The 23,608-nt window shown below is 68.9% G+C and carries 24 protein-coding genes; 10 read left to right on the top strand and 14 right to left on the bottom strand.

Annotated features, from left to right (window positions below; genetic code table 11):
* Window positions 1-8: 8 nt before the first annotated feature.
* From ACSFA0_RS16990 to ACSFA0_RS16975, 4 genes are all read left to right on the top strand, one after another.
* A complete protein-coding gene (locus tag ACSFA0_RS16990; protein WP_435451445.1) occupies window positions 9-1,109 on the top strand; it encodes a lactonase family protein in 1,101 nt (366 codons plus the stop codon).
* A gap of 35 nt (window positions 1,110-1,144) precedes the next feature.
* Window positions 1,145-2,734: a galactarate dehydratase gene (gene garD, locus ACSFA0_RS16985; protein ID WP_435451444.1), complete on the top strand. Its 1,590-nt coding sequence runs from the start codon at window positions 1,145-1,147 to the stop codon at window positions 2,732-2,734.
* Between the two features lie 16 nt (window positions 2,735-2,750).
* Complete coding sequence (locus ACSFA0_RS16980; RefSeq protein WP_435451443.1) at window positions 2,751-3,515, top strand: SDR family NAD(P)-dependent oxidoreductase; 765 nt, start codon at window positions 2,751-2,753, stop codon at window positions 3,513-3,515.
* 102 nt (window positions 3,516-3,617) lie between these two features.
* Window positions 3,618-4,604 carry a Bug family tripartite tricarboxylate transporter substrate binding protein gene (locus tag ACSFA0_RS16975; RefSeq protein WP_435451442.1) on the top strand — a complete coding sequence of 329 codons (987 nt, stop codon included), beginning with the start codon at window positions 3,618-3,620 and terminating at the stop codon, window positions 4,602-4,604.
* Between the two features lie 19 nt (window positions 4,605-4,623).
* Here ACSFA0_RS16975 and ACSFA0_RS16970 read toward each other — a convergent pair whose 3' ends face one another.
* The 4 genes from ACSFA0_RS16970 to ACSFA0_RS16955 all read right to left on the bottom strand — a co-directional run bounded on the left by ACSFA0_RS16970 (window position 4,624) and on the right by ACSFA0_RS16955 (window position 8,256).
* Window positions 4,624-4,809, bottom strand: a complete 186-nt coding sequence (locus ACSFA0_RS16970; RefSeq protein WP_435451937.1) for a hypothetical protein — start codon at window positions 4,807-4,809, stop codon at window positions 4,624-4,626.
* A complete protein-coding gene (locus ACSFA0_RS16965) occupies window positions 4,806-5,993 on the bottom strand; it encodes a PepSY-associated TM helix domain-containing protein (RefSeq protein ID WP_435451441.1) in 1,188 nt (395 codons plus the stop codon). The genes ACSFA0_RS16970 and ACSFA0_RS16965 overlap by 4 nt, the downstream gene beginning before the upstream one ends.
* Window positions 5,994-6,128: 135 nt before the next feature.
* Window positions 6,129-6,956, bottom strand: coding sequence for an alpha/beta hydrolase (locus ACSFA0_RS16960; RefSeq protein WP_435451440.1), 828 nt, complete (start codon window positions 6,954-6,956; stop codon window positions 6,129-6,131).
* Window positions 6,949-8,256 (bottom strand): hemolysin family protein, encoded by a 1,308-nt coding sequence (locus ACSFA0_RS16955; RefSeq protein WP_435451915.1) that lies wholly within the window; start codon window positions 8,254-8,256, stop codon window positions 6,949-6,951. The genes ACSFA0_RS16960 and ACSFA0_RS16955 overlap by 8 nt, the downstream gene beginning before the upstream one ends.
* 22 nt (window positions 8,257-8,278) lie before the next feature.
* Here ACSFA0_RS16955 and ACSFA0_RS16950 point away from each other — a divergent pair, with 22 nt between their 5' ends.
* Genes ACSFA0_RS16950 through ACSFA0_RS16940 form a run of 3 tightly spaced genes read left to right on the top strand, consistent with a single transcriptional unit; the run spans window position 8,279 to window position 11,032 of the window.
* Window positions 8,279-9,121 carry a symmetrical bis(5'-nucleosyl)-tetraphosphatase gene (locus ACSFA0_RS16950; RefSeq protein WP_435451439.1) on the top strand — a complete coding sequence of 281 codons (843 nt, stop codon included), beginning with the start codon at window positions 8,279-8,281 and terminating at the stop codon, window positions 9,119-9,121.
* A 37-nt stretch (window positions 9,122-9,158) separates the two neighbouring features.
* Window positions 9,159-9,788: a cysteine dioxygenase family protein gene (locus ACSFA0_RS16945; protein WP_435451438.1), complete on the top strand. Its 630-nt coding sequence runs from the start codon at window positions 9,159-9,161 to the stop codon at window positions 9,786-9,788.
* Complete coding sequence (locus ACSFA0_RS16940) at window positions 9,785-11,032, top strand: rhodanese-like domain-containing protein (protein WP_435451437.1); 1,248 nt, start codon at window positions 9,785-9,787, stop codon at window positions 11,030-11,032. The genes ACSFA0_RS16945 and ACSFA0_RS16940 overlap by 4 nt, the downstream gene beginning before the upstream one ends.
* 51 nt (window positions 11,033-11,083) lie before the next feature.
* Here ACSFA0_RS16940 and ACSFA0_RS16935 read toward each other — a convergent pair whose 3' ends face one another.
* The 10 genes from ACSFA0_RS16935 to hpaH all read right to left on the bottom strand — a co-directional run bounded on the left by ACSFA0_RS16935 (window position 11,084) and on the right by hpaH (window position 21,297).
* A complete protein-coding gene (locus ACSFA0_RS16935) occupies window positions 11,084-12,553 on the bottom strand; it encodes a DEAD/DEAH box helicase (protein WP_435451436.1) in 1,470 nt (489 codons plus the stop codon).
* A 102-nt stretch (window positions 12,554-12,655) separates the two neighbouring features.
* The gene (ypfJ, locus tag ACSFA0_RS16930) at window positions 12,656-13,531 is read right to left on the bottom strand and encodes a KPN_02809 family neutral zinc metallopeptidase (RefSeq protein ID WP_435451435.1); all 876 of its coding nucleotides are present in this window, start codon (window positions 13,529-13,531) and stop codon (window positions 12,656-12,658) included.
* A 53-nt stretch (window positions 13,532-13,584) separates the two neighbouring features.
* Window positions 13,585-13,845, bottom strand: coding sequence for a hypothetical protein (locus ACSFA0_RS16925; protein ID WP_435451434.1), 261 nt, complete (start codon window positions 13,843-13,845; stop codon window positions 13,585-13,587).
* Between the two features lie 151 nt (window positions 13,846-13,996).
* Window positions 13,997-14,563, bottom strand: a complete 567-nt coding sequence (gene dcd / locus ACSFA0_RS16920) for a dCTP deaminase (protein WP_435451433.1) — start codon at window positions 14,561-14,563, stop codon at window positions 13,997-13,999.
* A gap of 54 nt (window positions 14,564-14,617) precedes the next feature.
* Entirely contained in the window at window positions 14,618-15,910 is a 1,293-nt protein-coding gene (gene guaD, locus ACSFA0_RS16915; RefSeq protein ID WP_435451432.1) for a guanine deaminase, read from the bottom strand.
* 57 nt (window positions 15,911-15,967) lie between these two features.
* Complete coding sequence (locus ACSFA0_RS16910; protein WP_435451431.1) at window positions 15,968-17,059, bottom strand: BMP family ABC transporter substrate-binding protein; 1,092 nt, start codon at window positions 17,057-17,059, stop codon at window positions 15,968-15,970.
* A gap of 72 nt (window positions 17,060-17,131) precedes the next feature.
* The gene (locus ACSFA0_RS16905) at window positions 17,132-18,109 is read right to left on the bottom strand and encodes a fumarylacetoacetate hydrolase family protein (protein ID WP_435451430.1); all 978 of its coding nucleotides are present in this window, start codon (window positions 18,107-18,109) and stop codon (window positions 17,132-17,134) included.
* The gene (locus ACSFA0_RS16900; protein ID WP_435451429.1) at window positions 18,106-18,978 is read right to left on the bottom strand and encodes a DODA-type extradiol aromatic ring-opening family dioxygenase; all 873 of its coding nucleotides are present in this window, start codon (window positions 18,976-18,978) and stop codon (window positions 18,106-18,108) included. Before ACSFA0_RS16900 ends, ACSFA0_RS16905 begins: the two co-directional genes overlap by 4 nt.
* Window positions 18,979-19,003: 25 nt before the next feature.
* The gene (locus tag ACSFA0_RS16895; RefSeq protein WP_435451428.1) at window positions 19,004-20,473 is read right to left on the bottom strand and encodes an aldehyde dehydrogenase family protein; all 1,470 of its coding nucleotides are present in this window, start codon (window positions 20,471-20,473) and stop codon (window positions 19,004-19,006) included.
* 20 nt (window positions 20,474-20,493) lie between these two features.
* The gene (gene hpaH, locus ACSFA0_RS16890; RefSeq protein ID WP_435451427.1) at window positions 20,494-21,297 is read right to left on the bottom strand and encodes a 2-oxo-hept-4-ene-1,7-dioate hydratase; all 804 of its coding nucleotides are present in this window, start codon (window positions 21,295-21,297) and stop codon (window positions 20,494-20,496) included.
* A gap of 120 nt (window positions 21,298-21,417) precedes the next feature.
* Between hpaH and ACSFA0_RS16885 the strand changes: the two genes are divergently transcribed.
* The 3 genes from ACSFA0_RS16885 (at window position 21,418) to ACSFA0_RS16875 (ending at window position 23,599) form a co-directional block, all read left to right on the top strand.
* Window positions 21,418-22,353 carry a LysR family transcriptional regulator gene (locus ACSFA0_RS16885; protein ID WP_435451426.1) on the top strand — a complete coding sequence of 312 codons (936 nt, stop codon included), beginning with the start codon at window positions 21,418-21,420 and terminating at the stop codon, window positions 22,351-22,353.
* A 66-nt stretch (window positions 22,354-22,419) separates the two neighbouring features.
* On the top strand, window positions 22,420-22,776 hold the full coding sequence (locus tag ACSFA0_RS16880; RefSeq protein WP_435451425.1) for a DUF1161 domain-containing protein: 357 nt from the start codon (window positions 22,420-22,422) through the stop codon (window positions 22,774-22,776).
* A 64-nt stretch (window positions 22,777-22,840) separates the two neighbouring features.
* Window positions 22,841-23,599 (top strand): phosphodiesterase, encoded by a 759-nt coding sequence (locus ACSFA0_RS16875; protein ID WP_435451424.1) that lies wholly within the window; start codon window positions 22,841-22,843, stop codon window positions 23,597-23,599.
* Window positions 23,600-23,608 lie beyond the last annotated feature (9 nt).

The following is a 23,608-nucleotide window of genomic DNA, read 5'->3' as shown; positions in this document are numbered from 1 at the left end:
GTGCGGACATGACGTCTTCTCATCGGAAGTCTTCGCGGCAAGGCATCGCAGCCGGCATCGGTGCAACGTTGCTGCTCCTGAACAGCGCGGCATCGGCGGCCACCTGGGTCTACGTGTCGAACGCGGACAGCCAGGACATCTCGGTGTTCGCGCTCGACCGCGCTGCCGCCACGCTGACGCCGGTGGAGACGGTGCCCCTGGGCGGCATGGCCATGCCCATGGCCTTGTCGCCCGACAAGCGCGTGCTCTACGTCGCCCTGCGCTCGCAGCCCTTCCGCGTCGTGAGCCTGGCTGTCGATCCGGCGAGCGGCAAGCTGCGCAAGCTGGGCGAAGCGCCGCTGGCCGACAGCATGGCCAACATCGACACCGACGCCACCGGGCGCTGGCTGTTCGCCGCCTCGTACGGCGGGCACAAGATCACGGTCAACAGCATCGGCAAGGACGGTGCCGTGGGCGCGGTGCAGCAGCTCATTCCGACAGCGCCGAACGCCCATGCGATGCATGCCGACGCCGCCAACCGCTACGTCTTCGCCACCAGCCTGGGCGGCGACAACGTCTCGAGCTGGCGCTTCGACGCCGAGACCGGCAAGCTCGTTGCCAACGAGCCGGCGCTGACCACGATCACCCCCGCGAAATCCGGCCCGCGCCACTTCGTGTGGGACAAGGGCCAGCGCTACATGTATGTGCTCAACGAGCTCGATGCCGGCCTGCACGTGATGGCCTACGACGCCACGCGCGGCACGCTGCGCGCGGTACAGCGCACCACCACGCTGCCCGCCGGCTTCACCGGCAAGCCCTGGGCCGCCGACCTGCACCTGTCGCCCGACGGCCGCACGCTGTATGCGTCGGAACGCACGTCGAGCACGCTGTCGAGCTTCCGGGTCGACCCGGCCACCGGCCAGCTCGACGCACTCGGCCAGGTGCCGACCGAGAAGACACCGCGCGGCTTCGCCATCGACCCCTCGGGCCGCTTCCTGATTGCCGCGGGGCAGGAGTCGCACAGCGTGTCGCTGCATCCGATCGATCCCGCGACCGGGTTGCCCGGCACCCCCACACGCGTGCCGGCCGGCAAGAACCCGAACTGGGTCGAGATCGTCGACCTGCCCTGACCTGCCGCACGCCGATTCCAGACCCCGCCAAGACCATGAACGCGCCCCACGCTCTCGCGCCCCTCACCATCCGCATGCACGCGGCCGACAACGTGGCCATCGTCGCCAACGACGGCGGGCTGCCGGCGGGCACCGTGCTCGCGTCGGGCCTGACGCTGGTCGACAAGGTGCCGCAGGCGCACAAGGTGGCGCTCGAGGACATCGCCGAGGGCGGTGTGGTGCGGCGCTACAACGTGCCGATCGGCTATGCGCTCAAGCCGATTCCGGCCGGCAGCTGGGTGCACGAGCGCCTGCTGCAGATGCCCGAGGCGCGCGCGCTCGAAGGGCTGCCGATCGCCACCGTGCGGCCGCCCGAGATGCCGCCGCTGGAGGGCCACACCTTCGAGGGCTACCGCAACCTCGATGGTTCAGTGGGCACGCGCAACATCCTCGCCATCACGCAGACGGTGCAGTGCGTGGCCGGCGTGGTCGACTTTGCGGTGCAGCGCATCAAGGCCGAGCTGCTGCCCAAGTACCCGAACGTCGACGACGTGGTGGGCCTGTCGCACAGCTACGGCTGCGGCGTGGCCATCGATGCGCCCGACGCCATCATTCCGATCCGCACCCTGCGCAACATCAGCCTCAACCCCAACTTCGGCGGCGAGGTGATGGTGATCAGCCTGGGCTGCGAGAAGCTGCAGCCCGAGCGCCTGTTGCCGCCGGGGAGCATCCCGCTGGTCGACGAGCGCAGCGTGGCCGACGTCGGCGCCAGCGCCGAGAGCCCGCTCGACGTGGTCTGCCTGCAGGACGATGCGCACGTCGGCTTCATGTCGATGATCGATTCGATCATGACGCAGGCCGAGGAACATCTCGAGCGCCTGAACGCGCGCCGCCGCGAAACCGTGCCCGCCAGCGAACTCGTGGTCGGCGTGCAATGCGGCGGCAGCGACGCTTTCTCGGGCGTGACCGCCAACCCAGCGGTGGGTTTCTGCACCGACTTGCTGGTGCGCGCCGGCGCCACCGTGATGTTCTCGGAAGTGACCGAGGTGCGCGACGGCATCGACCAGCTCACCTCGCGTGCCACCACGCCGGCCGTGGCCGAGGCCATGATCCGCGAGATGGCCTGGTACGACGCCTACCTCGACCGTGGTCGTGTCGACCGCAGCGCGAACACCACGCCTGGCAACAAGAAGGGCGGGCTGTCGAACATCGTCGAGAAGGCCATGGGCTCGATCGTCAAGAGCGGCAGCGCGCCGATCTCCGGCGTGGTCTCACCCGGCGAGAAGGCCCGGCAGAAGGGGCTGCTCTACGCCGCCACGCCCGCCAGCGACTTCATCTGCGGCACGCTGCAGCTGGCCGCGGGCATGAACCTGCATGTGTTCACCACCGGCCGCGGCACGCCTTACGGCCTGGCCGAGGTGCCGGTCATCAAGGTGGCCACGCGCAGCGACCTCGCCCGGCGCTGGCACGACCTGATGGACATCAACGCCGGCCGCATCGCCGATGGCGAGGCCAGCATCGAGGACGTGGGCTGGGAGATGTTCCGGCTCATGCTCGACGTGGCCAGCGGCCGCAAGAAGACCTGGGCCGAGCACTGGAAGCTGCACAACGCGCTGGTGCTGTTCAACCCCGCCCCCGTGACCTGAACCAAGGAGAACATCGATGGAAGACCTTCAAGGCAAGACAGCACTCGTGACCGGTGCCAGCACGGGCATCGGCGCCGCCGTGGCGATCGCCTTCGGCGCGCGCGGCATGCGCGTGGCAGTGCACTACAACCAGTCGGCCGGGCCGGCGCAGGCGGTGGTCGACACCATCCTCAAGGCCGGCGGCGACGCCTTCGCGCTGCAGGGCGACGTGCGCAAGGCCGCCGACATCGTGCGCGTGGTGCGCGAGACGACAGCACGCCTGGGCAGCATCGACGTGCTGGTCAACAACGCGGGCAGCCTGGTCAAGCGGGTGCCAATCGCCGAGTTCGACGACGCGCTGTTCGACGAGGTGATGCACATCAACGCACGGTCGATGCTCGCCTTCTGTCGCGAGGTGGTGCCGTTGATGCGCACCCGCGGCCAGGGCGGCAGCATCATCAACGTGTCGTCGGTCGCTGCGCGCAATGGCGGCGGGCCGGGCGCCTACCTGTACGCGGGCTCGAAGGGCTTCGTCAGCACCGCGACGCACGGCCTGGCCAAGGAACTCGCGCCCGACGACATCCGCGTGAACGCCGTGGCACCGGGCGTGATCCAGACGCCTTTCCAGGACCGCTTTTCGACCCCCGCCATCCTCGAGACCTTCAAGGCCGGCATCCCGATGGGCCGCATCGGCGACCCGGAGGACTGCACCGGTGCCTTCCTCTATCTCGCGTCGAAGCAGCTGTCCGGCTACGTCACCGGACAGGTCCTAGAAGTGAATGGCGGGCAGTACATGCCCTGAACGTTTTCGACCCGCTGCCGTACATCGACATACAACAACACGGCATCCCACGCCGGCGCTCCGCGTCGGCGACACCTTGAAGAACCCTGAAGGAGACACACCATGCAACGCCGCACCCTCATCCAAGCCGCCGCCGCTTCCCTGGCCGCAGGCGCCCTGCCCGCTTTCGCACAAGGCGCCTGGCCCACCGGCAAGGCCATCACCTACCTGGTGCCCTTCCCTGCCGGTGGCACGACCGACACCATGGGTCGCCTCATCAGCCAGAAGCTGGGCGCGGTGCTGGGCACCAGCGTGGTCATCGACAACCGCGGCGGTGCCGGTGGCAGCGTCGGCTCGGAGATCGCGTCGCGCGCGGCACCGGACGGCTACACGATGCTGGGCGGCACCATCAGCTCGCACGCCATCAACGTGAGCCTGTACCCGAAGATCGGCTACGACCCCATCAAGTCCTTCGCACCGGTCACGCTCATCGGCACCAACCCCGTCGTGCTGGTGGTGAACGCCGCGAGCCCCTACAAGACGCTCAAGGACGTGCTCGAGGCGAGCAAGGCCAAGGCGGGCGGGCTCTCGTCGGCCTCGGCCGGCACGGGCACGTCGCAACACCTGTCGCTCGAACTGCTGGCGTTCAAGTCGGGCGTGAAGTTCACGCACGTGCCCTACAAGGGCAGCGGCCCGGCGATCCAGGACGTGATCGGCGGCCAAGTCGACATGATGTTCGACACCACCGTGGTGGCCGCGCCGCACATCCAGAGCGGCAAGCTGCGCGCCATCGCAGTGACCTCGGCCAAGCGCCTGGCCTCGATGCCCGACGTGCCGACGGTGGCGGAATCCGGCGTCAAGGGCCTGGGCGATTTCGAGGTGGTGTCGTGGCAGGCCATCTTCGTGCCGGCCGGCACGCCCGCACCGATCGTCGAGCGCCTGCACAAGGAGATCCGCACGATCCTCGCGCAGCCCGACATGCAGGAGAAGATGAAGGGCTTCGGCATGGAGCCGGCCGACCTGACGACCGCGCAGATCGCCGCTTTCCAGAAGACCGAGGTCGACAAGTGGGCCCAGGTGATCAAGGCCGCGAACATCAAGGTCGACTGAGCCCCTCGCGGCGGGGAGGTCAGTGCGGCGAGCGCCGCCAGCCGAACCAGGCACAGGCCGCGACGGGGATGCCGAGCGTCACCCACGCCAGGATGTCGCCGGCGCCGCCGTCGCTGAACAGCGCGGAGATCAGGCCCACGGTCGTCAGCAGCCCCATCACCAGCGGCCAACCCCACAGCCGCCAGAAGGCATGGCGCGGCTTCACGAGCGGGCCTCCTTCATCACGGCGACCGGTTGCACGCCACCGATGTCATTCGCATCGTCCGGCTCCGCCTTCGCTTTCGGCACCGCCGCGCTGTTTCCGCGCTTGAGCCACAAGTACAGCCCGCTGCCCAGCACGATGATGGTCGCGATGTCGAGCAGCGCCCACAGGATCTGCATCGGCATGCCGCCGTAGTCGCCGAAGTGCAGCGGCTGCGACACCAGCAGCGCCGTGAGGTACCACGGCAGCGCGGGCGCCGCCGTGACGGCGGTGGTCTTGGCGTCGACCAGCACCGGCTGCAGCAGCTTCGACGTGAACGGCTCGTTGCCCTTGAGGAACACCGTCGTGTGGTGCGGGCTGGAGAAGGCCGTGCCGGGGAAGGCGATGAACGACAGCTTGCTGTTGGGCACCTGGGCATAGGCCGCGTCGAGCGACTTCTGCACCGAGCCGCGCTCGGCCACCGGCGTGATCGGCTGACCCTGGTAAGGCGCCAGCAGTGCGCTGAGCTGGTCGTGCTGCCAGTACTTGATCACCAAGTCGGCCCAGGTGTTGATCATCCCGGTGCCGCCCACCACGAAGGCCCACACCAGCGTCACGATGCCCAGCAGGTTGTGCAGGTCGAGCCATTTCAGGCGCGGCCGCTTCTCGCGGCGCACCGTGCCGAAGTCCAGCTTGCGCATGAAGGGCGCGTACAGCACCACGCCCGAGACGATGGCCACCAGCAGCAGCAGGCCCATGAAGCCGAGGAAGAGCTTGCCTGGCAGGCCTGCGAACAGGTCGACGTGCAGCTTGAACATCACGTACATGAAGCCCTCGTCGAACTTGGGCTGCGCCAGCACCTCGGCCGTGCGTGCGTCGACCGCGACCGACTTGAAGTCGTCGGTGGGCGCGGGCGTCGGCGTGAGCGTGACGAACCACAGGCCGTCGTCGTCTTCCGGCTGCGACACGAACTGGACCACGCGGTCGGGATGCTTCGACCTCGCCACCTCGAGCACGCGGTCGAGGCTGGCGCGCGGCGTGTTGGCCGGCATCTTCGGTGCCTCGACCTCGGTGCCCAGCAGGTGCCCGATCTCGTGGTGGAAGATCAGCGGCAGCCCCGTGATGCACAGCAGCAGCATGAACACGGTGCAGACCAGGCTGCTCCACTTGTGGACCCAGGCCCAGGTCTTGATCTTTCGGCTGTTCATCACGGTGGCAGGTGGAGGGACGCGGACGCGGGCAGAACGCCGCGCCACCTCCCCCAAAATGAGAAAGATTCGCATTCTATTGAAGGATGCGAAACCACCGATACGCCGGCCTACGCCGCGTGGGGACACTCGCCCTCAGTCGAGCGCGCGTTCCAGCAGCAAATCGACCTGCCGGCCCAGCGCGCTGCGCGGCGCGACCAGACGTTGCAGCAGGCTGAAGTGGTCCGCGTCCGGCTCGAAGTGCAGCACCGAGGGGTTGCCCATCGCCAACCACACCTCATGCATTCGCCGGCTCTGCTCGCGCATGGCGGGCGTCTCTTCGGCACCGGCGGCCAGCAGCAGCGGCGGGCCGTCGGGCGCGGCGCGGTAGAGCGGCGAGGCCGCGGCCGCGCTCTGCGCGTCGAGCCGAAGGGCCTCGTTGATCGACGTCGGCACCAGCGGCGCCAGGTCATAGAGGCCGCTCAGCGCGATCACACCGGCCACCGTGGCCATGGGCAAACCGCGCGCGGTCCAATCGGTGAGCGCCATTTCCATCGCCAGATGCCCACCGGCCGAATGCCCCATCGCCACCAGGGGAAGCGCGGCGTCGGCCCGCCCGAGCACGGCCGGCACGGCGGTGCGCACGGTCTCGGTCAGGTCGGCGAGCGACACGGTCGGGCACATTGGGTAGTTCACCATCGCCACATGCAGTCCGCGCTGCACCAGACGCGGCGCGATGAAGCGAAAGCCAGCCTTGTCGCGCCACTGCCAGTACCCGGCGTGCAGATAGATCGCCACGCCGCGCGCGGCCGGGCCGGCGTCGAAGAAGTCGAAGGTGCAGCGTTCGGCCGTGCCGTAGCGCAGATCGAGCGCACAGGCGCCGTCGCGTACCGCCTCAGCGCTGCGCCGCTCGAATTCCTGGAAGAGCGCAGCGAACCCAGGCCGCGCCTGCCCGGTCAGGTACTGGAACTCGGCGTCATTCATCGCCCGGCTCGGTGCCAGCGTGCGCCACCACGCGGTCGATGCGACGGCCGTCGAGCGCGCTCACCTCGAACACCCAGCCAGCGCACTCGATGCGCTCGCCGACGACCGGCAACTGGCCCGACACCGACATCAGCAGACCGGCGACGGTGTTGTAGCGGCCTCGCTCCTCCTCGGGCAGCTCGCGGATCGCCAGTCGCGCACGCAGCTCCGACACGGGCATCAAGCCGTCGAGCTCCCAGGCGCCGTCTTCGCGTTGCCGGGCCCAGGCGTCGGTGGTCGTGTTGGGCTGCAATTCGCCGGTGATGGCTTCGAGCATGTCGCGCGGCGTCATCAGGCCCTGCACCACGCCGTACTCGTCGACCACGAACACCAGGCGCCCACCCCGCACGCGGAACTGTTCCAGCAGTTCCATGCCGGTCAGCGTCTCGGGCACGAACAGCGCGGGCTGCGCCACGCTGGCGATCGTGCCCTCGTGCTGCGGCCCCAGCCGCAGCAGGTGCGCCACGCTGATCACGCCCAGCACGTCGTCGAGCGAGTTGCGGCACACCGGGTACCACGAGTGCACCAGATTGAGGGCACCGGCGTCCGCCACCTTCTGCAGGCTCGACGCCACGGTGTCGGTGGCATCGAGCCATTCGATGTCGGCCCGCGGCACCATCAGCGAGCCGAGCCGGCGGTCGTCGAGGTGGAACACGTTGCGCACCATCTGGTGCTCGTGCATCTCGATCACGCCGGCGTCGACGCCCTCCTCCAGGCTCGCGGAAATTTCCTCTTCGGTCACCGTGCGCGCGGCGTTGGAGTCGATGCGCAACAGCTTGAGCGTCATCGCCGTGGCGCCCGACAGCATCAGCACGAAGGGCTTGGCACCGGTCGCCAGGGCGCGCATCGGCCGCGACACGAAGCGCGCTACCGGCTCGGGGTAGAGCTGGCCGATGCGCTTGGGCACCAGTTCGCCGAAGATGATCGTGAAGAAGGTGATGCAGGTGACCACCACCGCGGTGGAAGCGATGCTCGCCGTACCGGCACCCATGCCCGTGCCTTCCATCCACACCGCCAGCGGCGCCGCGAAGGCAGCCTCGCCGACGATGCCGCTGAGCATGCCGATGGAGGTGATGCCGATCTGCACGCTCGAGAGAAACTGCGTCGGGTCCTCCATCAGCTTGAGCGCGGCTTCGGCGCCGGCGTCCCCGGTTTCGGCCAAGGCCGCGAGCCGCGCGCGACGGCTGGTGGAAAGGGCCATTTCGGACATTGCGAACAACGCGTTGAGCGTGGTCAGCAAGGCCAGCAAGAAGACATCCATGAACGGGGGAGAGAATGGGGACATGGCACTTTACTTGATCGGTGACGTGCAGGGCTGCGACGACGCCCTGCAGCGCCTGCTCGACCACATCGACTTCTCCCCGAGCCGCGACACGCTCGTTCTGCTGGGCGACCTCGTCAACCGCGGGCCCGATTCGGCCGGCGTACTGCGGCGCGTGCAGCGCCTCGGCGATGCGGCGCGCAGCCTGCTGGGCAACCACGACCTGCACCTGCTGGGCGTGGCACACGGGGCGCGCAAGTCCGGGCGCAAGGACACGCTCGACGGCATCCTCGACGCGCCCGACCGCGATGCGCTGATCGACTGGCTGCGCCAGCAGTCGATGGCGCTGCACCAGACCGTCGGCGGGCGCGACCTGTTGATGGTGCATGCGGGCGTGCTGCCGCAGTGGAGCATCGGCCAGACGCTGGTGCTGGCGGCCGAGGTCGAGTCGGTGCTGCGCGGCCCGACGCTCGGAGAATTCGTTCGCACCATGTACGGCAACGAGCCGGCGCAATGGACCGATGCGCTCACCGGCCACGCCCGGCTGCGCGCCATCGTCAACGGCCTGACGCGGCTGCGCTTCTGCACCGCCGACGGCGTGATGGATTTCGACACCAAGGACAGCGCCGACGCGCCACCGCCCGGCTTCATGCCGTGGTTCGATGTGCCCGACCGCCGCGCGGCCGCCGCGACCATCGCCTTCGGCCACTGGTCGACGCTGGGCTGGATCGCGCGGCCGGGCCTGATCTCGACCGACACCGGCTGCGTCTGGGGCGGCTGCCTCAGCGCAGCGCGCATCGGCGACACGCTCGATGCCATCGAACACGTCGAGGTGCGCTGCAACCAGGCGCAGAAGCCGGGCTGACCGGCGCACGCGCCACCCATCGCCACGACGGAACACCATGACCCCCATTGCCGACGCCACCCCGCACGCCGCGGACGCCATCGCACCGCTGCGCGACTTCGTAATCGCCTTCGGGCAGCTGCTCGAGACGCACCCCGACGAACCGCGCATCCTGACCGAGGGCGGTGCCCTGCTGCGCACGCTGGTCGCCCGCGACGACTGGCTGCCCGATGCCTTCGCGCAGCCGCACCCCACCTACTACCAGCAGCACCTGCTGCACGCCGACTCGACCGAACGCTTCTCGGTCGTCAGCTTCGTCTGGGGACCGGGCCAGGCCACGCCGGTGCACGACCACACGGTGTGGGGCCTGATCGGCATGCTGCGCGGCGCCGAGGAAAGCCAGGCCTACGTCGAACGTGACGGCCGTGCCGTGCCGCAGGGGGCGCCGGTGCGGCTGGTGCCGGGCGATGTCGAGGCGGTGTCGCCCACCGTCGGCGACGTGCACCGCGTGCGCAATGTCTACGCCGACCGCGTGTCGGTCAGCATCCACGTCTACGGCGCCAACATCGGCGCGGTGCGACGCCACACCTACCCGGCCGAAGGCGGGCGCAAGCCCTTCGTCTCCGGCTATTCGAACACCCTGCTGCCCAACCTCTGGGACCGCTCCGCCGAGCTGCGCAACGCATGACCCTTTCGACCCTCTCCTTCGTCGATGTCCGCCGGCACCTGCTTGCTCGCGACGAGATCGCGCTCGTGGACCTGCGCGAGGAACACCCCTTCGCGCAGGCGCACCCGCTGTGGGCGGCGAACCTGCCGCTCGACCTGATCGAACGCGACGCGGCGCGACGCATCCCGCGGCGCGACACGTTGGTCGTGCTGTACGGCGAGCAGGACGGCATCGATCGCGTGCCGGCCGCCGCCGAGCGCTTCGCAGCGCTGGGCTACACGAACATGCACGCTCTCGAAGGCGGCCTCGACGGCTGGCGCGCAGCCGGCGGCGAGCTGTTCCGCGACGTCAACGTGCCGAGCAAGTCCTTCGGCGAACTGGTCGAGCACGAGCGGCAGACGCCCTCGCTGTCGGCGCAGGAGGTGAAGGCGCTGATCGATACGAAGGCCGACGTGGTGGTGCTCGACGCGCGCCGCTTCGACGAGTACCGCACCATGAGCATCCCGGGCGCCACCAGCGTGCCGGGCGCCGAGCTGGTGCTGCGGACCCGCGCACTCGCGCCCGACCCGAAGACGCAGGTCATCGTCAATTGCGCCGGCCGCACGCGCAGCATCATCGGCACGCAATCGCTGGTGAACGCCGGCCTGCCCAACCCGGTGGCAGCGCTTCGCAACGGCACCATCGGCTGGAAGCTGGCCGGCCAGGTGCTCGACACCGGCGCGTCGCGCCAAGCGCCCGCGGTCAGCGCCGCCCACCGTGCCGAAGCGCAGGCCGGTGCCCGCGCCGTGGCCGAGCGCGCGGGCGTGCGCTGGATCGCGCTCGATGCGCTTGGCACGCTGGCATCGCCCACGCGCACCGTGTACCGCTTCGACGTGCGCGCACCCGAGGAGTACGCCACGGGCCACCTGCCCGGCTTCGCCAGCGCGCCCGGCGGCCAGCTGGTGCAGGAGACCGACCATGCCGTGCCGGTGCGGGGCGCGCGCATCGTGCTGGCCGACGACGACGGCGTGCGCGCGCCGATGACGGCGTCGTGGCTCGCGCAGATGGGGTGGGAGGTCTACGTCGTCGACCCGCTGCCACCTGCCAGCGCGTGGAGCGAGACCGGCGCGCCAGCCGTCGCGCATTCGGTGGGCGCGCAGCGCTATCGCCGCCCCTACGAAGGTACCGATGCATCGGCCGACGCCATGCAGGCCTACCTCGACTGGGAGTTCGGCCTGGTCGAGCAACTGGCGCGCGACGGCACGCACCACTTCAAGGTCGTCTGAAAACGCCAACGGGCCCCGAGGGGCCCGTCGTTCAATCCAGCGTCGTGCGGATCAGCTCGGCTCGCTGCTCTTGAACAGCGCTGCGACCTTGCGCTTGGGCTTGATGTTGGCGGAGATGCCACGCGCCGGCGCGCCCTTGGCGCTTTCCCATGTGGGTGCCGCTTCGCGTTCGGGCGTCTCGTAGGGCTGCTCGAAGAACGGGTCGCGCGGTGCGGACGGTGCACGGTGCGGGCGTCCGCCGCCGCGCGCCGTGCGCGGCTCGGGGCGCTGCTCGCGCGGCGCTTCCAGCGTGTCGAACACGTCGCGCTCGTCGCCGGCCTCGCCCTCTTCGCGCCAGTGGCGGCGACCGTCGTTGATGCGACCGCGCGGGCGGTCTTCCTCGAACTCCATGGCTTCGAGCTCGATCGGCTTCTTGATCAGCTTCTCGATGTCGGCGACCAAACGGGCGTCGTTGCCGCCGCTCGCAAAGCTCACCGCCAGGCCCGACGCGCCGGCACGGCCTGTGCGGCCGATGCGGTGCACGTAGTCTTCGGCGTTGAACGGAATGTCGAAGTTGAAGACCGCCGGCACGTCCTTGATGTCGAGGCCGCGCGCCGCGACGTCGGTGCACACCAGCAGGTCGACTTCGCCCTTCTTGAAAGCATCGAGCGCCTTCAGGCGCTCGTCCTGGCTCTTGTCGCCGTGCAGGGCGGTGGTGCGCAGCCCTTCGCGCTCGAGCGAACGGGCCAGCCGTGCGCAGCCCAGCTTGCTGTTGACGAAGACGAAGGCCTGGGTGATGCCACGCTGCTGGATGATCTGCTTGAGCGCGCGGCGCTTGTCGTCGTCGCTCACGCTGAAGAAGCGCTGCTCGACGGTCGACGCGGTCTCGTTCGGGCGCGCCACCTCGATGGTGACCGGGTCCTGCAGATAGCTCGCCGACAGGCGCTTGATTTCCGGCGAGAAGGTGGCTGAGAACAAGAGCGTGGTGCGCTGCTTGGGCAGGTGGCTCAGGATGCGCTGCAGGTCGGGCAGGAAGCCGATGTCCAGCATGCGGTCGGCCTCGTCGAGCACCACGTACTCGACTTGGTTGAGCACAGCGTTCTTGGCCTCGATGTGGTCGAGCAGGCGGCCGGGCGTGGCGACCAGCACCTCGACGCCCTTTTTCAATTCCAGCGTCTGGGGCTTCATGTCCATGCCGCCGAACACCACCGCACAACGCAGGTTGGTGTACTTGGCATACAGCTTGACCTGCTGGGCGACCTGGTCGGCCAGCTCGCGCGTGGGCAGCAGCACCAGCGCACGCACCGGGTGGCGCGCCGGGGAGGTCGAGCTGTTCTCGTGCTTGAGCATCCGCTGCAGCAGGGGCAGCGAGAAAGCGGCCGTCTTACCGGTACCGGTCTGTGCGGCGCCCATGACGTCCTGCCCGGACAACACGACCGGAATGGCCTGCTCCTGGATCGGTGTCATGGTTTCGTAGCCCATTTCGGCCACGGCGCGCGCCAGCGGTTCTGCCAGCGAAAGATTGGAAAAGGAGCTTGTCATGAAGCCCGCTATTGTCGCACCGCGGCAAAAAACGGCAATGACAGTGCGGTGACTCGCCGATTCGCTTTCGAATCAGGAGCACCCTGCCCCTTCGCGATCAGGCTACAGCTGCTTGGCGGCGAAGGTGTCGCAGGACTGCATGGTGCCGGTCTTGTAGCCGGTGCCGAACCAGCGCTGGCGCTGCGCGCTGGTGCCGTGGGTGAAGCTGTCGGGCACCACCGCCCGGCCGGCCGAGCGCTGAAGCGCATCGTCACCGATCTTCTGCGCGGCGTTCATGGCCGCCTCGATGTCGCCCGGGTCCAGCCACTGCTTGGACTGCTGGGAATGGTGCGCCCACACGCCGGCAAAGCAGTCGGCCTGCAATTCGACCCGCACGCTCATCGCGTTGTTCTGGGCCTGGCTCAGCCGCCCGCGCATGCCGTCGACCTTCGCCGTGATGCCGAGCTCGTCCTGAACATGGTGGCCGACCTCGTGCGCGATCACGTAGGCCTGGGCAAATTCGCCCGGCGCCCCGAGATCGCGCTTGAGCGTGTCGAAGAAGCCGAGGTCGATGTAGACCTTCTTGTCGCCGGGGCAGTAGAACGGCCCCATGGCCGACTGGCCGGTGCCGCAGGCTGTCGGCGTGGCACCGCGGAACAGCACGAGGCGCGGCGGCTGGTAGGTGCCGCCGTTCTGCTGGAAGGCCTGCGTCCAGACGACTTCGGTGTTCTTGAGCACGGTGGAGACAAAGGCCGCCTCACGGTCTTCAGGCGGCGGCTTCTGTGCCGGCCCCTGCTGCTGCACCTGCGGAGCGGGTTCGCCACCGCTGAGCAGGCCCAGCACCGTGAGCGGGTTGATGCCGAAGATCCATCCCGCGATGAGCGCCACGGCCACGGTGCCGATGCCGACACTGCGCCCGCCGATTGGGAAACCGCCACCACCGCCGCCACTGCGGCGATCTTCGACGTTGTCCGACTGTTCGTTGCCTTCCCACCGCATGACGCTCTCCTTGACAGCCGCCTGCGTGGCGGACTTCGCGCGATCCTACGCGCTCAGCGCGCGGCGGAGAGCCCGACCGTGATCAAACCGTGACTGGAGGCATCGACCGCGCGCGTGCTCGAGGACGCCACCGCCGTCGGCCGGGTCTGGCTCCGCTCTGCAGCCTCCCGCACCTCGGCGCGCATCACCTGCGAGCGGGTGACCATCACCATGGCGACCATCTGTACCAGCATGATCGACAGCAACGCCGCGGCCAGCAGCCAGCGGTAGGGCGTCATGGGGCGCTCAGGGCGCAGCGGTTCTTGGGAATTCATCTTCGGCTCCTCGACTCCGTACAGCGTGTACGTCCAGTTACCGATGGTGCCGTGCGCCCCGGCGGGTGGACCATACCGGAGGGCGCGACGCGGTGTAGGACCACAGCCGGGTCGCGACTCGGACGCCGCCGGGCATCCGGGGGCCGTTGGATCAGGCCTTCGGCAGCGTCACGCCGCTCTGGCCCTGGTACTTGCCGCCGCGGTCCTTGTAGCTGACCTCGCAGACCTCGTCGCTCTCGAAGAACAGCACCTGCGCACAGCCCTCCCCCGCGTAGATCTTGGCCGGCAGCGGCGTCGTGTTGCTGAATTCCAGCGTCACATAGCCTTCCCATTCGGGCTCGAAGGGCGTGACGTTGACGATGATGCCGCAGCGGGCGTACGTGCTCTTGCCCAGGCAGATGGTCAGCACGTTGCGCGGGATGCGGAAGTACTCGACCGTGCGCGCCAGCGCGAAGCTGTTGGGCGGGATGATGCAGTAGTCGCCCTGCATGTCGACAAAACTCTTTTCGTCGAAGTTCTTCGGGTCGACCACGGTGCTGTGGATATTCGTGAAGACCTTGAATTCGGGCGCGCAGCGGATGTCGTAGCCGTAGCTCGAGGTGCCGTAGCTGATGATCTTGTGGCCCTCGCGCTCGCGGATCTGGCCGGGCTCGAAGGGCTCGATCATGCCGGTCTGCTCGGCCATGCGCCGGATCCACTTGTCGCTCTTGATGGTCATGTCAGGGTCCTTCCTCGGGGCCGCCATTCTAGGCAGGCCCAGCGGCCAGGCGAATCAGCCCAGGAGCGCCTGCGAGACCACCGTCCGCTCGATCAGCCGGTCGTCGCCCAGCACGATCATCGCGAACAGCAGTTCTTCCAGGTTGGCCGCCAGCCCGGTCTTGCGCGCCAGCATCGGTGTGGCCTTGGGGTCGATCACGATGAAGTCGGCTTCGCAGCCCGGCTGCAGGTTGCCGATCACGCCCGCCAGTCCCAGCGCCTCGGCCGCCCCGCCGGTGTGGCGCCACCACAGTTCCGACGGCGCGATGCTGATGCCCGGCTTGGTCTGCCCTTCGCGGCCGACGTAGTAGGCGGCCATCATGGTCGCGAAGGGGCTGAAGCTGGTGCCGCCGCCCACGTCGCTGGCCAGGCCGTAGCGGTAGCCGATGCGGTCGGCGCCCTCGAAGTCGAAGAAGCCGCTGCCCAGGAACAGGTTGCTGGTCGGGCTGACGGCCGTGGCCGTCTTCGTCGCACGCATCAGGCGGCGGTCCTCGTCGTCGAAGTGAATGCAGTGCGCATACACGGCACGCTCGCGCATCAGGCCGAAGCCGTTGTAGACCTCCAGGTACGAACGCGCATGCGGGAACAGCTCGCGCGCCCATTTCACCTCGTCCTTGTTCTCGGCGACATGCGAGTGGATCCAGGTGTCCGGGTACTTCGCCGCCAGCTCCCCGGCACCGCGCAGTTGGGCGTCGGTGCTGGTCGGCGCGAAGCGCGGCGTGATGGCGTAGCCCAGACGGTCGACGCCGTGCCATTGCTGGATCAACGACTCGGTATCGGCCAGGCTCTGCGCCGTCTCGTCGCGCACGCCGTCGGGCGAATGGCGGTCCTGCAGCACCTTGCCGGTGATCATGCGCAGGCCGCGGCGTTGCGCGGAGGCGAAGAAGGCCTGCACCGATGCGACGTGCGAGGTCGCGAAGGTCAGCGACGTGGTCACGCCGTTGCGCAGCAGCTCGTCGAAGAAGACCTCGGCCACCGCTTCGGAATGCGCGGCCTCGGCGAAGCGACTTTCGGCTGGGAAGGTGTAGTTTTCCAGCCAGGGCAGCAGGCCGTCGGCGGGCGCGCCAATGATGTCGGTCTGCGGGAAGTGGATGTGCATGTCGACGAAGCCCGGCGCCAGGATGCGGCCCGGCCAGTGCGTGACGGACGCATCGGGATGCTTCGGCGCCACGGCGGCGTGCGGGCCTGCATCGACCACGCGCTGGCGGCCGGTGGCATCGGGCGCGACGACCAGCAGGCCGTCTTCGTCGAACAGGGGACGACCCGCGTCGTCGAAGCGCAGGAGGGAGGCGCGGTAGGCTCTTTTCATCGTGCCCGGAGCCTAGCGCAAGCCGTGCCAGCGCGAATCGGCGCCGCCGTATAGCGGCTATCGTGCGACGCGCCCCTGCACGCCCTCGGCCAGCCAGTTCATCTTCAGGATCTGCTCGTCGCCGAGCGCCGAGCCCTTGGCGATCACGACACGGCCTTCGTTGTCGCGCACGTCGGCCGCCACGGCGGCGAAGGGCCGCAGCTTGCCAGCCGCGATGTCCTGCTGGCGCGCCAGCACCTCGTCCTGCACCGCCTTGGGCACCTTCGGGCCGAAGTCGCCGACGCGGATCATTCCTTCCTTCACGCCGCCCCAGACGTTGCCGGGTTTCCAGCTGCCGTCGAGCACGGCGCGGGCGCGCTGCGTGTAGTAGCCGCCCCACTGGTGCGTGACCGCGACGATCTGCGCATCGGGCGCGACCTTGCGCATGTCCGAGTGGTAGGCCACCGCCATCTTGCCGCGCTCCTGCGCGGCGCCCATGACGGCGGTCGAGCCGGTGTGGAAGGCGATCACGTCCGCGTCCTGATTGAACAGCGTCATGGCCGCGTCGCGCTCCTTCGGCGGGTCGAACCAGGCGTCGAGCCACACCACCTTGACTTGCGCCTTCGGGTCGACCGAGCGCATGCCCAGTGTGAAAGCGTTGATGCCTTGCAGCACCTCGGGGATCGGGAAGCCCGCGACATAGCCGGCCACGTGCGTCTTCGTCATGCGGCCCGCGGCCACGCCGGCGAGGTAACGGCCTTCGTAGTAGCGCGCATTCGCGGTGGCCACGTTGGGCGCGGTCTTGTAGCCGGTGACCGATTCGAACTTCACACCGGGGAAGTCCTTCGCGACCTTCAGCGTCGGTTCCATGTAGCCGAAGCTGGGCGTGAAAATGAGCTGGTTGCCCTGCTGAGCCAGGTCGCGGATCACGCGCTCGGCATCGGCGCCCTCGGGCACGTTCTCGACGAAGGTGGTCTTCACCTTGGCGCCCAGCGCTGCCTCGACGGCCTTTCGGCCCTCGTCGTGCTGGTGCACCCAGCCCGCATCGGCCAGCGGCGCGACGTAGACGAAGCCGATCTTCAGAGGCGGTGCAGCCGGCGCGGTTTGTGAAAAGGCGGGAGACGAAAAGCAACAGGCAGCCGCGAGCGCGGCCACGAGGTTTTTGTACATGGTGTTCCTCGACATGGCCCCGGTGAAACAAAAACGCGCTGCAGCCGGGACGCCTGCAACGCGGGGCGCATTTTAAGGGCTCGCGCCGCCCTCGCCTTCTCTGGCCCGCTCGCCCTTGGCTCGACGCAGGTTCTCCTTGAACCGCTCCGGCACGCGCTCGTCGAAGCCCAACGCCACGCGGCGCACCTCGGGCGTGTCGGTCGGCGCATGGCCCACGCCGAGCGCGCTGGCGCGCGGCGCCTCGACCGCCACCACCGTACCCTCGACCCGGCCGATGCCCGTGATCTCGCACGCCACCACGTCGCCCGCGTCGACCGAGCGCGAGTGGCAGGGCGTGCCCATCAGGATCACGTCGCCGGACGTCAGCGTGATATGCCGCGCGATGTCGGCGATCACGTAGTGCGGCCCCCAGATCGTCTCGTCGCCGATGTTCGCCTCCTGCACCACGAGCCCGTTGACCGTGGTGCGCAAGGTCTGCGCGAACAGGTCGACGCCGCGCACGATGCCGGGGCCGATGGGCAACAGCGTGTCCGCGCCCTTCACGCGCAACATCGAGCCCTGATCGGTGTCGCGGAAGTCCTGCAGGCCCATGTCGAGCGCGGGGCAGAAGCCTTCGATGAAGTCCCAGGCCTCGTCGGGCGTCACGTTGCGGCAGGTCTTGCCGATGACCACCGCGTACTCGCCCTCGTAGTTGAGGTACTTCACGTCGGCCGGCTTCAGGATCTGCCCCCCATGGCCGTTGAGCGCCGTCGGCGGCTTGGTGAAGTAGGTCGGCGTCTCGCTCGGCTTGGGCTTGTTGCGCGTCTCGTGGCTGCGCGAGCTGTACGAGATATGCACCGCGATGATCTTGCTGGGCGACACCGGCGGCAGGTAGACCTGCCCTTCCGCGTCGAGCAATCGACCGTCATCGAGCCGCAGTTGGCCGGCATCGGCGCCCTCCTCCACCACCGTGCCCCAGAAGGCGCTGCCGCCCACCAGCACGCGGCGGCGCTCGACGCGCGGGCCACGCATCACGGCAGGCAGTTCCTTGAACGGAAATTCGAAGTTCATGGTGTCCCCTGAAACCAGATGTGGATGTTGCCGGTGCCCCGGGCGTTCTCGTAGGCCGACAGCGTCTCGCCTTCGGTGCGGCACTGCGCGCCGCCCATCGCGCCGAGCATCTGCAGGTAGTGCGCGCCGAAGGCTTCCCACGGCAGGCGGCGGTATTCGGCGTCCCAGCGTTCGAGGATCTGGTCGTGCCGCCCCTGGCGCAGCAGTTCGATCGCACCCTTGTCGCTCGCGATGTTCTCGGGCCGCGACACGTTGCTCTCGTGAAAGATGCGCGGATGGTTCGGCTTCCAGTCGATGCCGTTGAACTTGTGGCTCAGCGCGCCCGACGCAATGAGCAGCACTCGCAGGTCGCTGCGCGCGATGGCCTCTCCGATCGCCTCGCCGGAGGTCAGGAAGTGCGGCCACTCGCAGTTCTGGCATGAGCTGACCGTGACCACCGGCATCGCCGGCTCCTCGAAGCGCAGGTGCTTCACGAGGTTGATCGTCGGGTACTGCCGCCCGAGGTCAGGGTGCGCGATGGCGCGGTTGTAGCCACCGCGTTCGCGCGACACCTCCTCGATGGATCGCGCCAGTTGAGGATGGCCGCGGTAGTCGTAGGGGACGCCGTGCAGGTACCACGGCATCTCGTCGGAGGTGTACATGCCGCTGTACTGCCGGCCGGCATCGACCAGGTGATAGCCGGTGGTGAACCAGTGCGTGTCGAAGAGCACGACGACATCGGGCTTCGCCTGCGCAATCTTCGCGCGCAGCCGGCTGTAGCCGGCGATCAGGTCCGAGTCCTCGCCCGCGCCCTGCAGGCGGCGGAATTCCTCGCACTGCATGAGCCCGGGGTGGTGCGACACCATCGCGGCGCCGACGATCTGTCCCATGTTTTGTCTCCTTGTGTTCGCGCGATCAGCGATGGCTGAAACTGGCTTTGAACGGCTTCTTCGGCACCACGACGTCCTTGACGTCGCAGAAGAACTCGAAGCTCCAGTCGCCGCCCTCGCGCCCGATGCCGCTGCGCTTGATGCCACCGAAGGGCGCGGCCAGGTCGCGAATGCCGAAGCTGTTGACCCAGATGAAGCCGGTGCGCACACGTTGCGCCACCGCCGTGGCGTGCGTCGTCTCGCCGTAGCAGACGCCGCCCAGGCCGTAGTCGGTGCCGTTGGCCATGGCGATGGCCTCGTTGTCATTGGCGAAGGTCTGCAGGGTGAGCACCGGGCCGAAGACTTCGTTCTGCACGATCTCGTCGCCCTGCTTCAGGCCGGTGAGCATGGTCGGCTGGTAGTACTGCGCGCCGAAGGCATGCTTCGCGCCGCCCCACAGCAGCTTCGCGCCACCGGCCACGGCGCGGTCGACAAAGCCGGCCACGCGCTCGACCTGGCGCGGATGGATGATCGGCCCGACCTCGGTCGCCGCGTCGCGCGGGTCGCCGACGTTCAGCTTCTCAACGTATGAGCGCATCGCGGCGACGAAGGCATCGGCCACCTTTGCATGCACCAGGAAGCGCGTGCCCGCCAGGCACACCTGGCCGGCGTTGCGGTACATCAGCGCGCCCGTCGCGGCGGCTGCGTCGAGGTCGGCGTCTTCCAGCACGATGAACGGGCTCTTGCCGCCGAGTTCCAGGCTGCACGGCACGAGGTTCGCGCCCGCCGCCTGCGCGATGGCCTTGGCCGTCGGCACCGAGCCGGTGAAGGACACGCGCGCGATGCGTGCATCGGCCACCAGCGCCGCACCGGTGCGCGCGCCCGTGCCCTGCACCACGTTGAACACGCCCGGCGGCAGGCCGGCCGCGTGCGCCGCATCGGCCAGCAGCGAACAGGTCAGCGGCGCCCATTCCGGTGGCTTCAGGATGCAGGTGTTGCCGGCCGCCAGCGCGGGACCGAGCTTCCAGGTCGACAGCATCAGCGGCGCGTTCCACGGCGTGATGATCACCACCACGCCGGCCGGGTCGTGCCGCACGATGTGGTGCGCCTGCTCGGTGTCGATGGGCCTGTCTTGCAGCGTCAGCGCGTGCTGCGCGAACCACGCGATGTTGAGCATCGCGCGCGGCACCACGCCATGTCGCATGCGCGAGAGCAGCACGCCGGCGTCGTTGCTCTCCAGCGCGCAGAAGTCGTCGGCGCGCTTGCCGATCTCTTGCGCGAAGCGGTCGAGCAGCGGTTGGCGCTCGGCCGCGGTCATCGCGCTCCAGGCCGGGAAGGCCTTGTGGGCGGCGACGATGGCCGCTTCCACATGCTCGGCCGTGCCTTCGGCGATGCGGCCGAGCACGCGCTGGTCGATCGGGCTGTGCAGCTCGAAATGCTGGTCCGACGGCACGCGGCGGCCGTCGATGTAATGGTCGGGGGACACGGCGATGCCGACCACGTCGAGGGTTGTCATGGGTTGGGCCTTCCAGGAGATCAGACGAAGCGAACGGAGATGGAACCGAGCGGCCCGTAGTCCGCATGGAAGACATCGCCCGCCGCGCATGGCACGGGCCGTGTGAACGAGCCACCGAGCACGATCTCGCCGGCAGCCAGCCCCTGGTCGAAGGCCGCGAGCTTGTTGGCCAGCCAGGCCACGCCGTTGCCCGGGTGGTTGAGCACCGCGGCACCCAGGCCCGACTCCTCGATCACGCCGTTCTTGAACAGCAGCGCGCCGGCCCAGCGCCAGTCGACCGCATCGGGCTTCATCGGCCGGCCGCCCATCACGATGGCTGCGTTGGCCGCGTTGTCGGCGATGGTGTCGAGCACCTTGCGCGGCGCCTTGGTCTCGCGGTCGAACTGCTCGATGCGCGCGTCGATCAGTTCCAGCGCGGGCACCACGTAGTCGGTCGCGTTGAGCACGTCGAACAGCGTCACGTTCGGGCCCTTCAGCGGCTTGGCGAGGATGAAGGCGAACTCGGTCTCGAAGCGGGGCAGGATGAATCGACTCGCTTCCACCTCGGCGCCGTCGCGCAGCAGCATGTCGTCGAGCAGGGTGCCGTAGTCGGGCTCGGTGATCTGCGACGCGAGCTGCATCGCGCGCGAGGTCAGGCCGATCTTGTGGCCGATGACGCGGCGGCCTTCGGCAAGGCAGAGCTTCATCCATTCGGCCTGGATGGCGTAGCTGTCCTCGATGGTCATCGCGGGATGGCGCAGCGAGAAGTGGCCGAGTGGCACGCGGGTGCGCTGCGCTTCGTGCAGTTCGCGCGCCAGCGCGGCGTGGGTCGACGCGTCGAGCATGGGGTGTCTCCTGTTGTTGTGGGCCCGCTCACCGGGCCGGGCGCCAGTGTCGAGTGCGGCAACGCCAGCAACAAGCAATGCTTTTGGAAGGATTGCCAATCAGCGCTTGATAATCGCGCCATGTCCCTCTCCCGCGTCAGCCTGCGCCAGCTCGAAGCCTTCGCCCGCGTGGCCGAGTTGCACAGCTTCAGCGCCGCGGCCGAGCGTCTGGGCCTCACGGCGCAGGCCGTGAGCCAGCTGGTGGCCGAGCTGGAGTCCATCCTCGGATTTCGCGTGTTCGACCGCACCACCCGGCGCGTCGCGCTGTCGGCGGCCGGCCGCGACTTCCTGCCTTCGGCCGAGACGGTGCTGCGCCACCTCGACGCCGCCGAGCGCGCCGCCGACGACGTGCGCCACCGCGCGGCCGGGGTGGTGCGGATCGGCGCGCCGCTCGCGCTGGCGAGCACCGCCCTGCCCGCCGCGATTCGCGACTACGCGGCCGAGCGGCCCAAGGTGGTGATCCGCATCCGCGACCTGCCAGTGGACCAGCTGGTCGACAGCGTGGCCGCCGGTGACGTCGACCTCGCGGTCGGCCCCGACCGACCGGTGGGCGCTGGCGTGCAGAGCCGCCCGCTCTTCGACAGCCCGTGGGTGCTCTGGTGCCCGCCCGACCACCTCTTGGCCAAGCGCAAGCGCGTGCGCTGGAAGGACCTGCGCGACCAGCCGCTCGTGGCCGCCGGCCATGACCACGAACGCAGCGTCGCGCAGATGCGGCTCACCGTGCCCGAAGGCTCACGCGTCGGACCGGTCGACGTGGTCGACAACCTCACGACCGCGATGGGCATCGCGGCGCAAGGGCTCGCCGCAACGCTCGCACCGGCCTACGTGCAAGTGCTGGCGCGCCATTTCGGGCTGGTGATGCGGCGCGTGGTCGAGCCCGAGGCGATCCGCTCCGTCTGCCTGTACCAGGCGCAGGGGCGGCACCTGTCGCCGGCGGCAGAAGGCTTCGGCGAGCATCTGGCGACATGGCTGCCGCGCTGGCACGCCGAGGTGGCTGCAAGCAGCACACCGCGCTGAAGCATTCAGTTGCGGGCCCAACGCGAGAAGCTGGCAACCTCCGTGGCAGCTGAAAGGAAATCACTCATGCACTTAGCACCCGCACGCACCCACGCACGATGGCTGCTGCTCGCCGCCTGCGCCCTCGTCGGCAGCGCCAGCGCACAGGAAGGCAACAACTGCGAAGCCATCCGCGCGCAGATCGAATCGAAGATCGCCGCCTCAGGGGTCCTCGGCTTCAGCGTCTCGGTGGTCGACGCCAATGCGAGCGCCACCGGCCAGGTGGTCGGCAGCTGCGCGCTGGGCACCCGCAAGATCGTCTACGTACGACCGAGCTCGGCCGGCACCGACAACGCATCGACGCCCGCGCCGCCCCGCGGGTCTGCCGTGATCACGGAATGCAAGGACGGCGGCGCCCCCATCGGCGGCAACTGCAAGCCTTGAGATGCAAGCCCTGAGATTCGCGAGGCGCTGCTAGGCTCGCGGACATTGCCCTTGGGAAGCCGCCTTGCTCATCTGCCAACTCTCCGACCTGCACATCCGCCCCGCGGGCCAGCGCTACAAGGGCGTGGCCGATTCGAATCGCATGCTGGGCGATGCCATCCGCCACATCCATACGCTAGACGTGCGTCCCGACCTGGTGGTGCTGACCGGCGACATCGTCGACCACGGCCACCCCGACGAATACGCCCATGCCCGCGCACTGCTGGCCGACTTGACGATTCCGTACCTCGTCATGCCCGGCAACCACGACGATCGCGACCACCTGCGTGCAGCCTTCGCCGACCACGCCTACCTGCCCGCGACCGGCCCGCTGCACTACTGCATCGACACGCATCCCGTGAGACTCATCGCCCTCGATGCGGCGGGGCTCGACTGGCTGCGGACCACGCTGGCGCAGGACACGGCCAGGCCCACCGTCGTCATGCTGCACCACCCGCCCTTCGTCTCCGGCATTCCGTACATGGATGCGTACCGCTTGCGCGACGCGGCGTCGTTGGCCGAGGTCATCGGTGCTTTCCGGAACATCGAGGCCGTGCTGTGCGGCCACGTGCACCGGTCGATGTTCCGACGCTGGGCCGGCACCGTGGTCTGCGCCTGCCCCAGCACCACAACCGAGATCGCGCTGCGCCTCGCGCCCGATGCGAAGCCCGCGTCCTTCATGGGCCCGCCAGCTTGCATGCTGCACCGCTGGGACCCGGCCGACGGCCTGGTGAGCCACACCAGCTACATCGGCGACTTCGAAGGCCCCTACGACTTCTACTGAGCGCGCAGC

Source organism: Variovorax restrictus (assembly GCF_051216715.1).
Taxonomy (GTDB): Bacteria; Pseudomonadota; Gammaproteobacteria; order Burkholderiales; family Burkholderiaceae_C; genus Variovorax.
The sequence above is the reverse complement of the archived record's forward strand: the minus strand, read 5'-3'. Positions and strand labels throughout refer to the sequence as shown.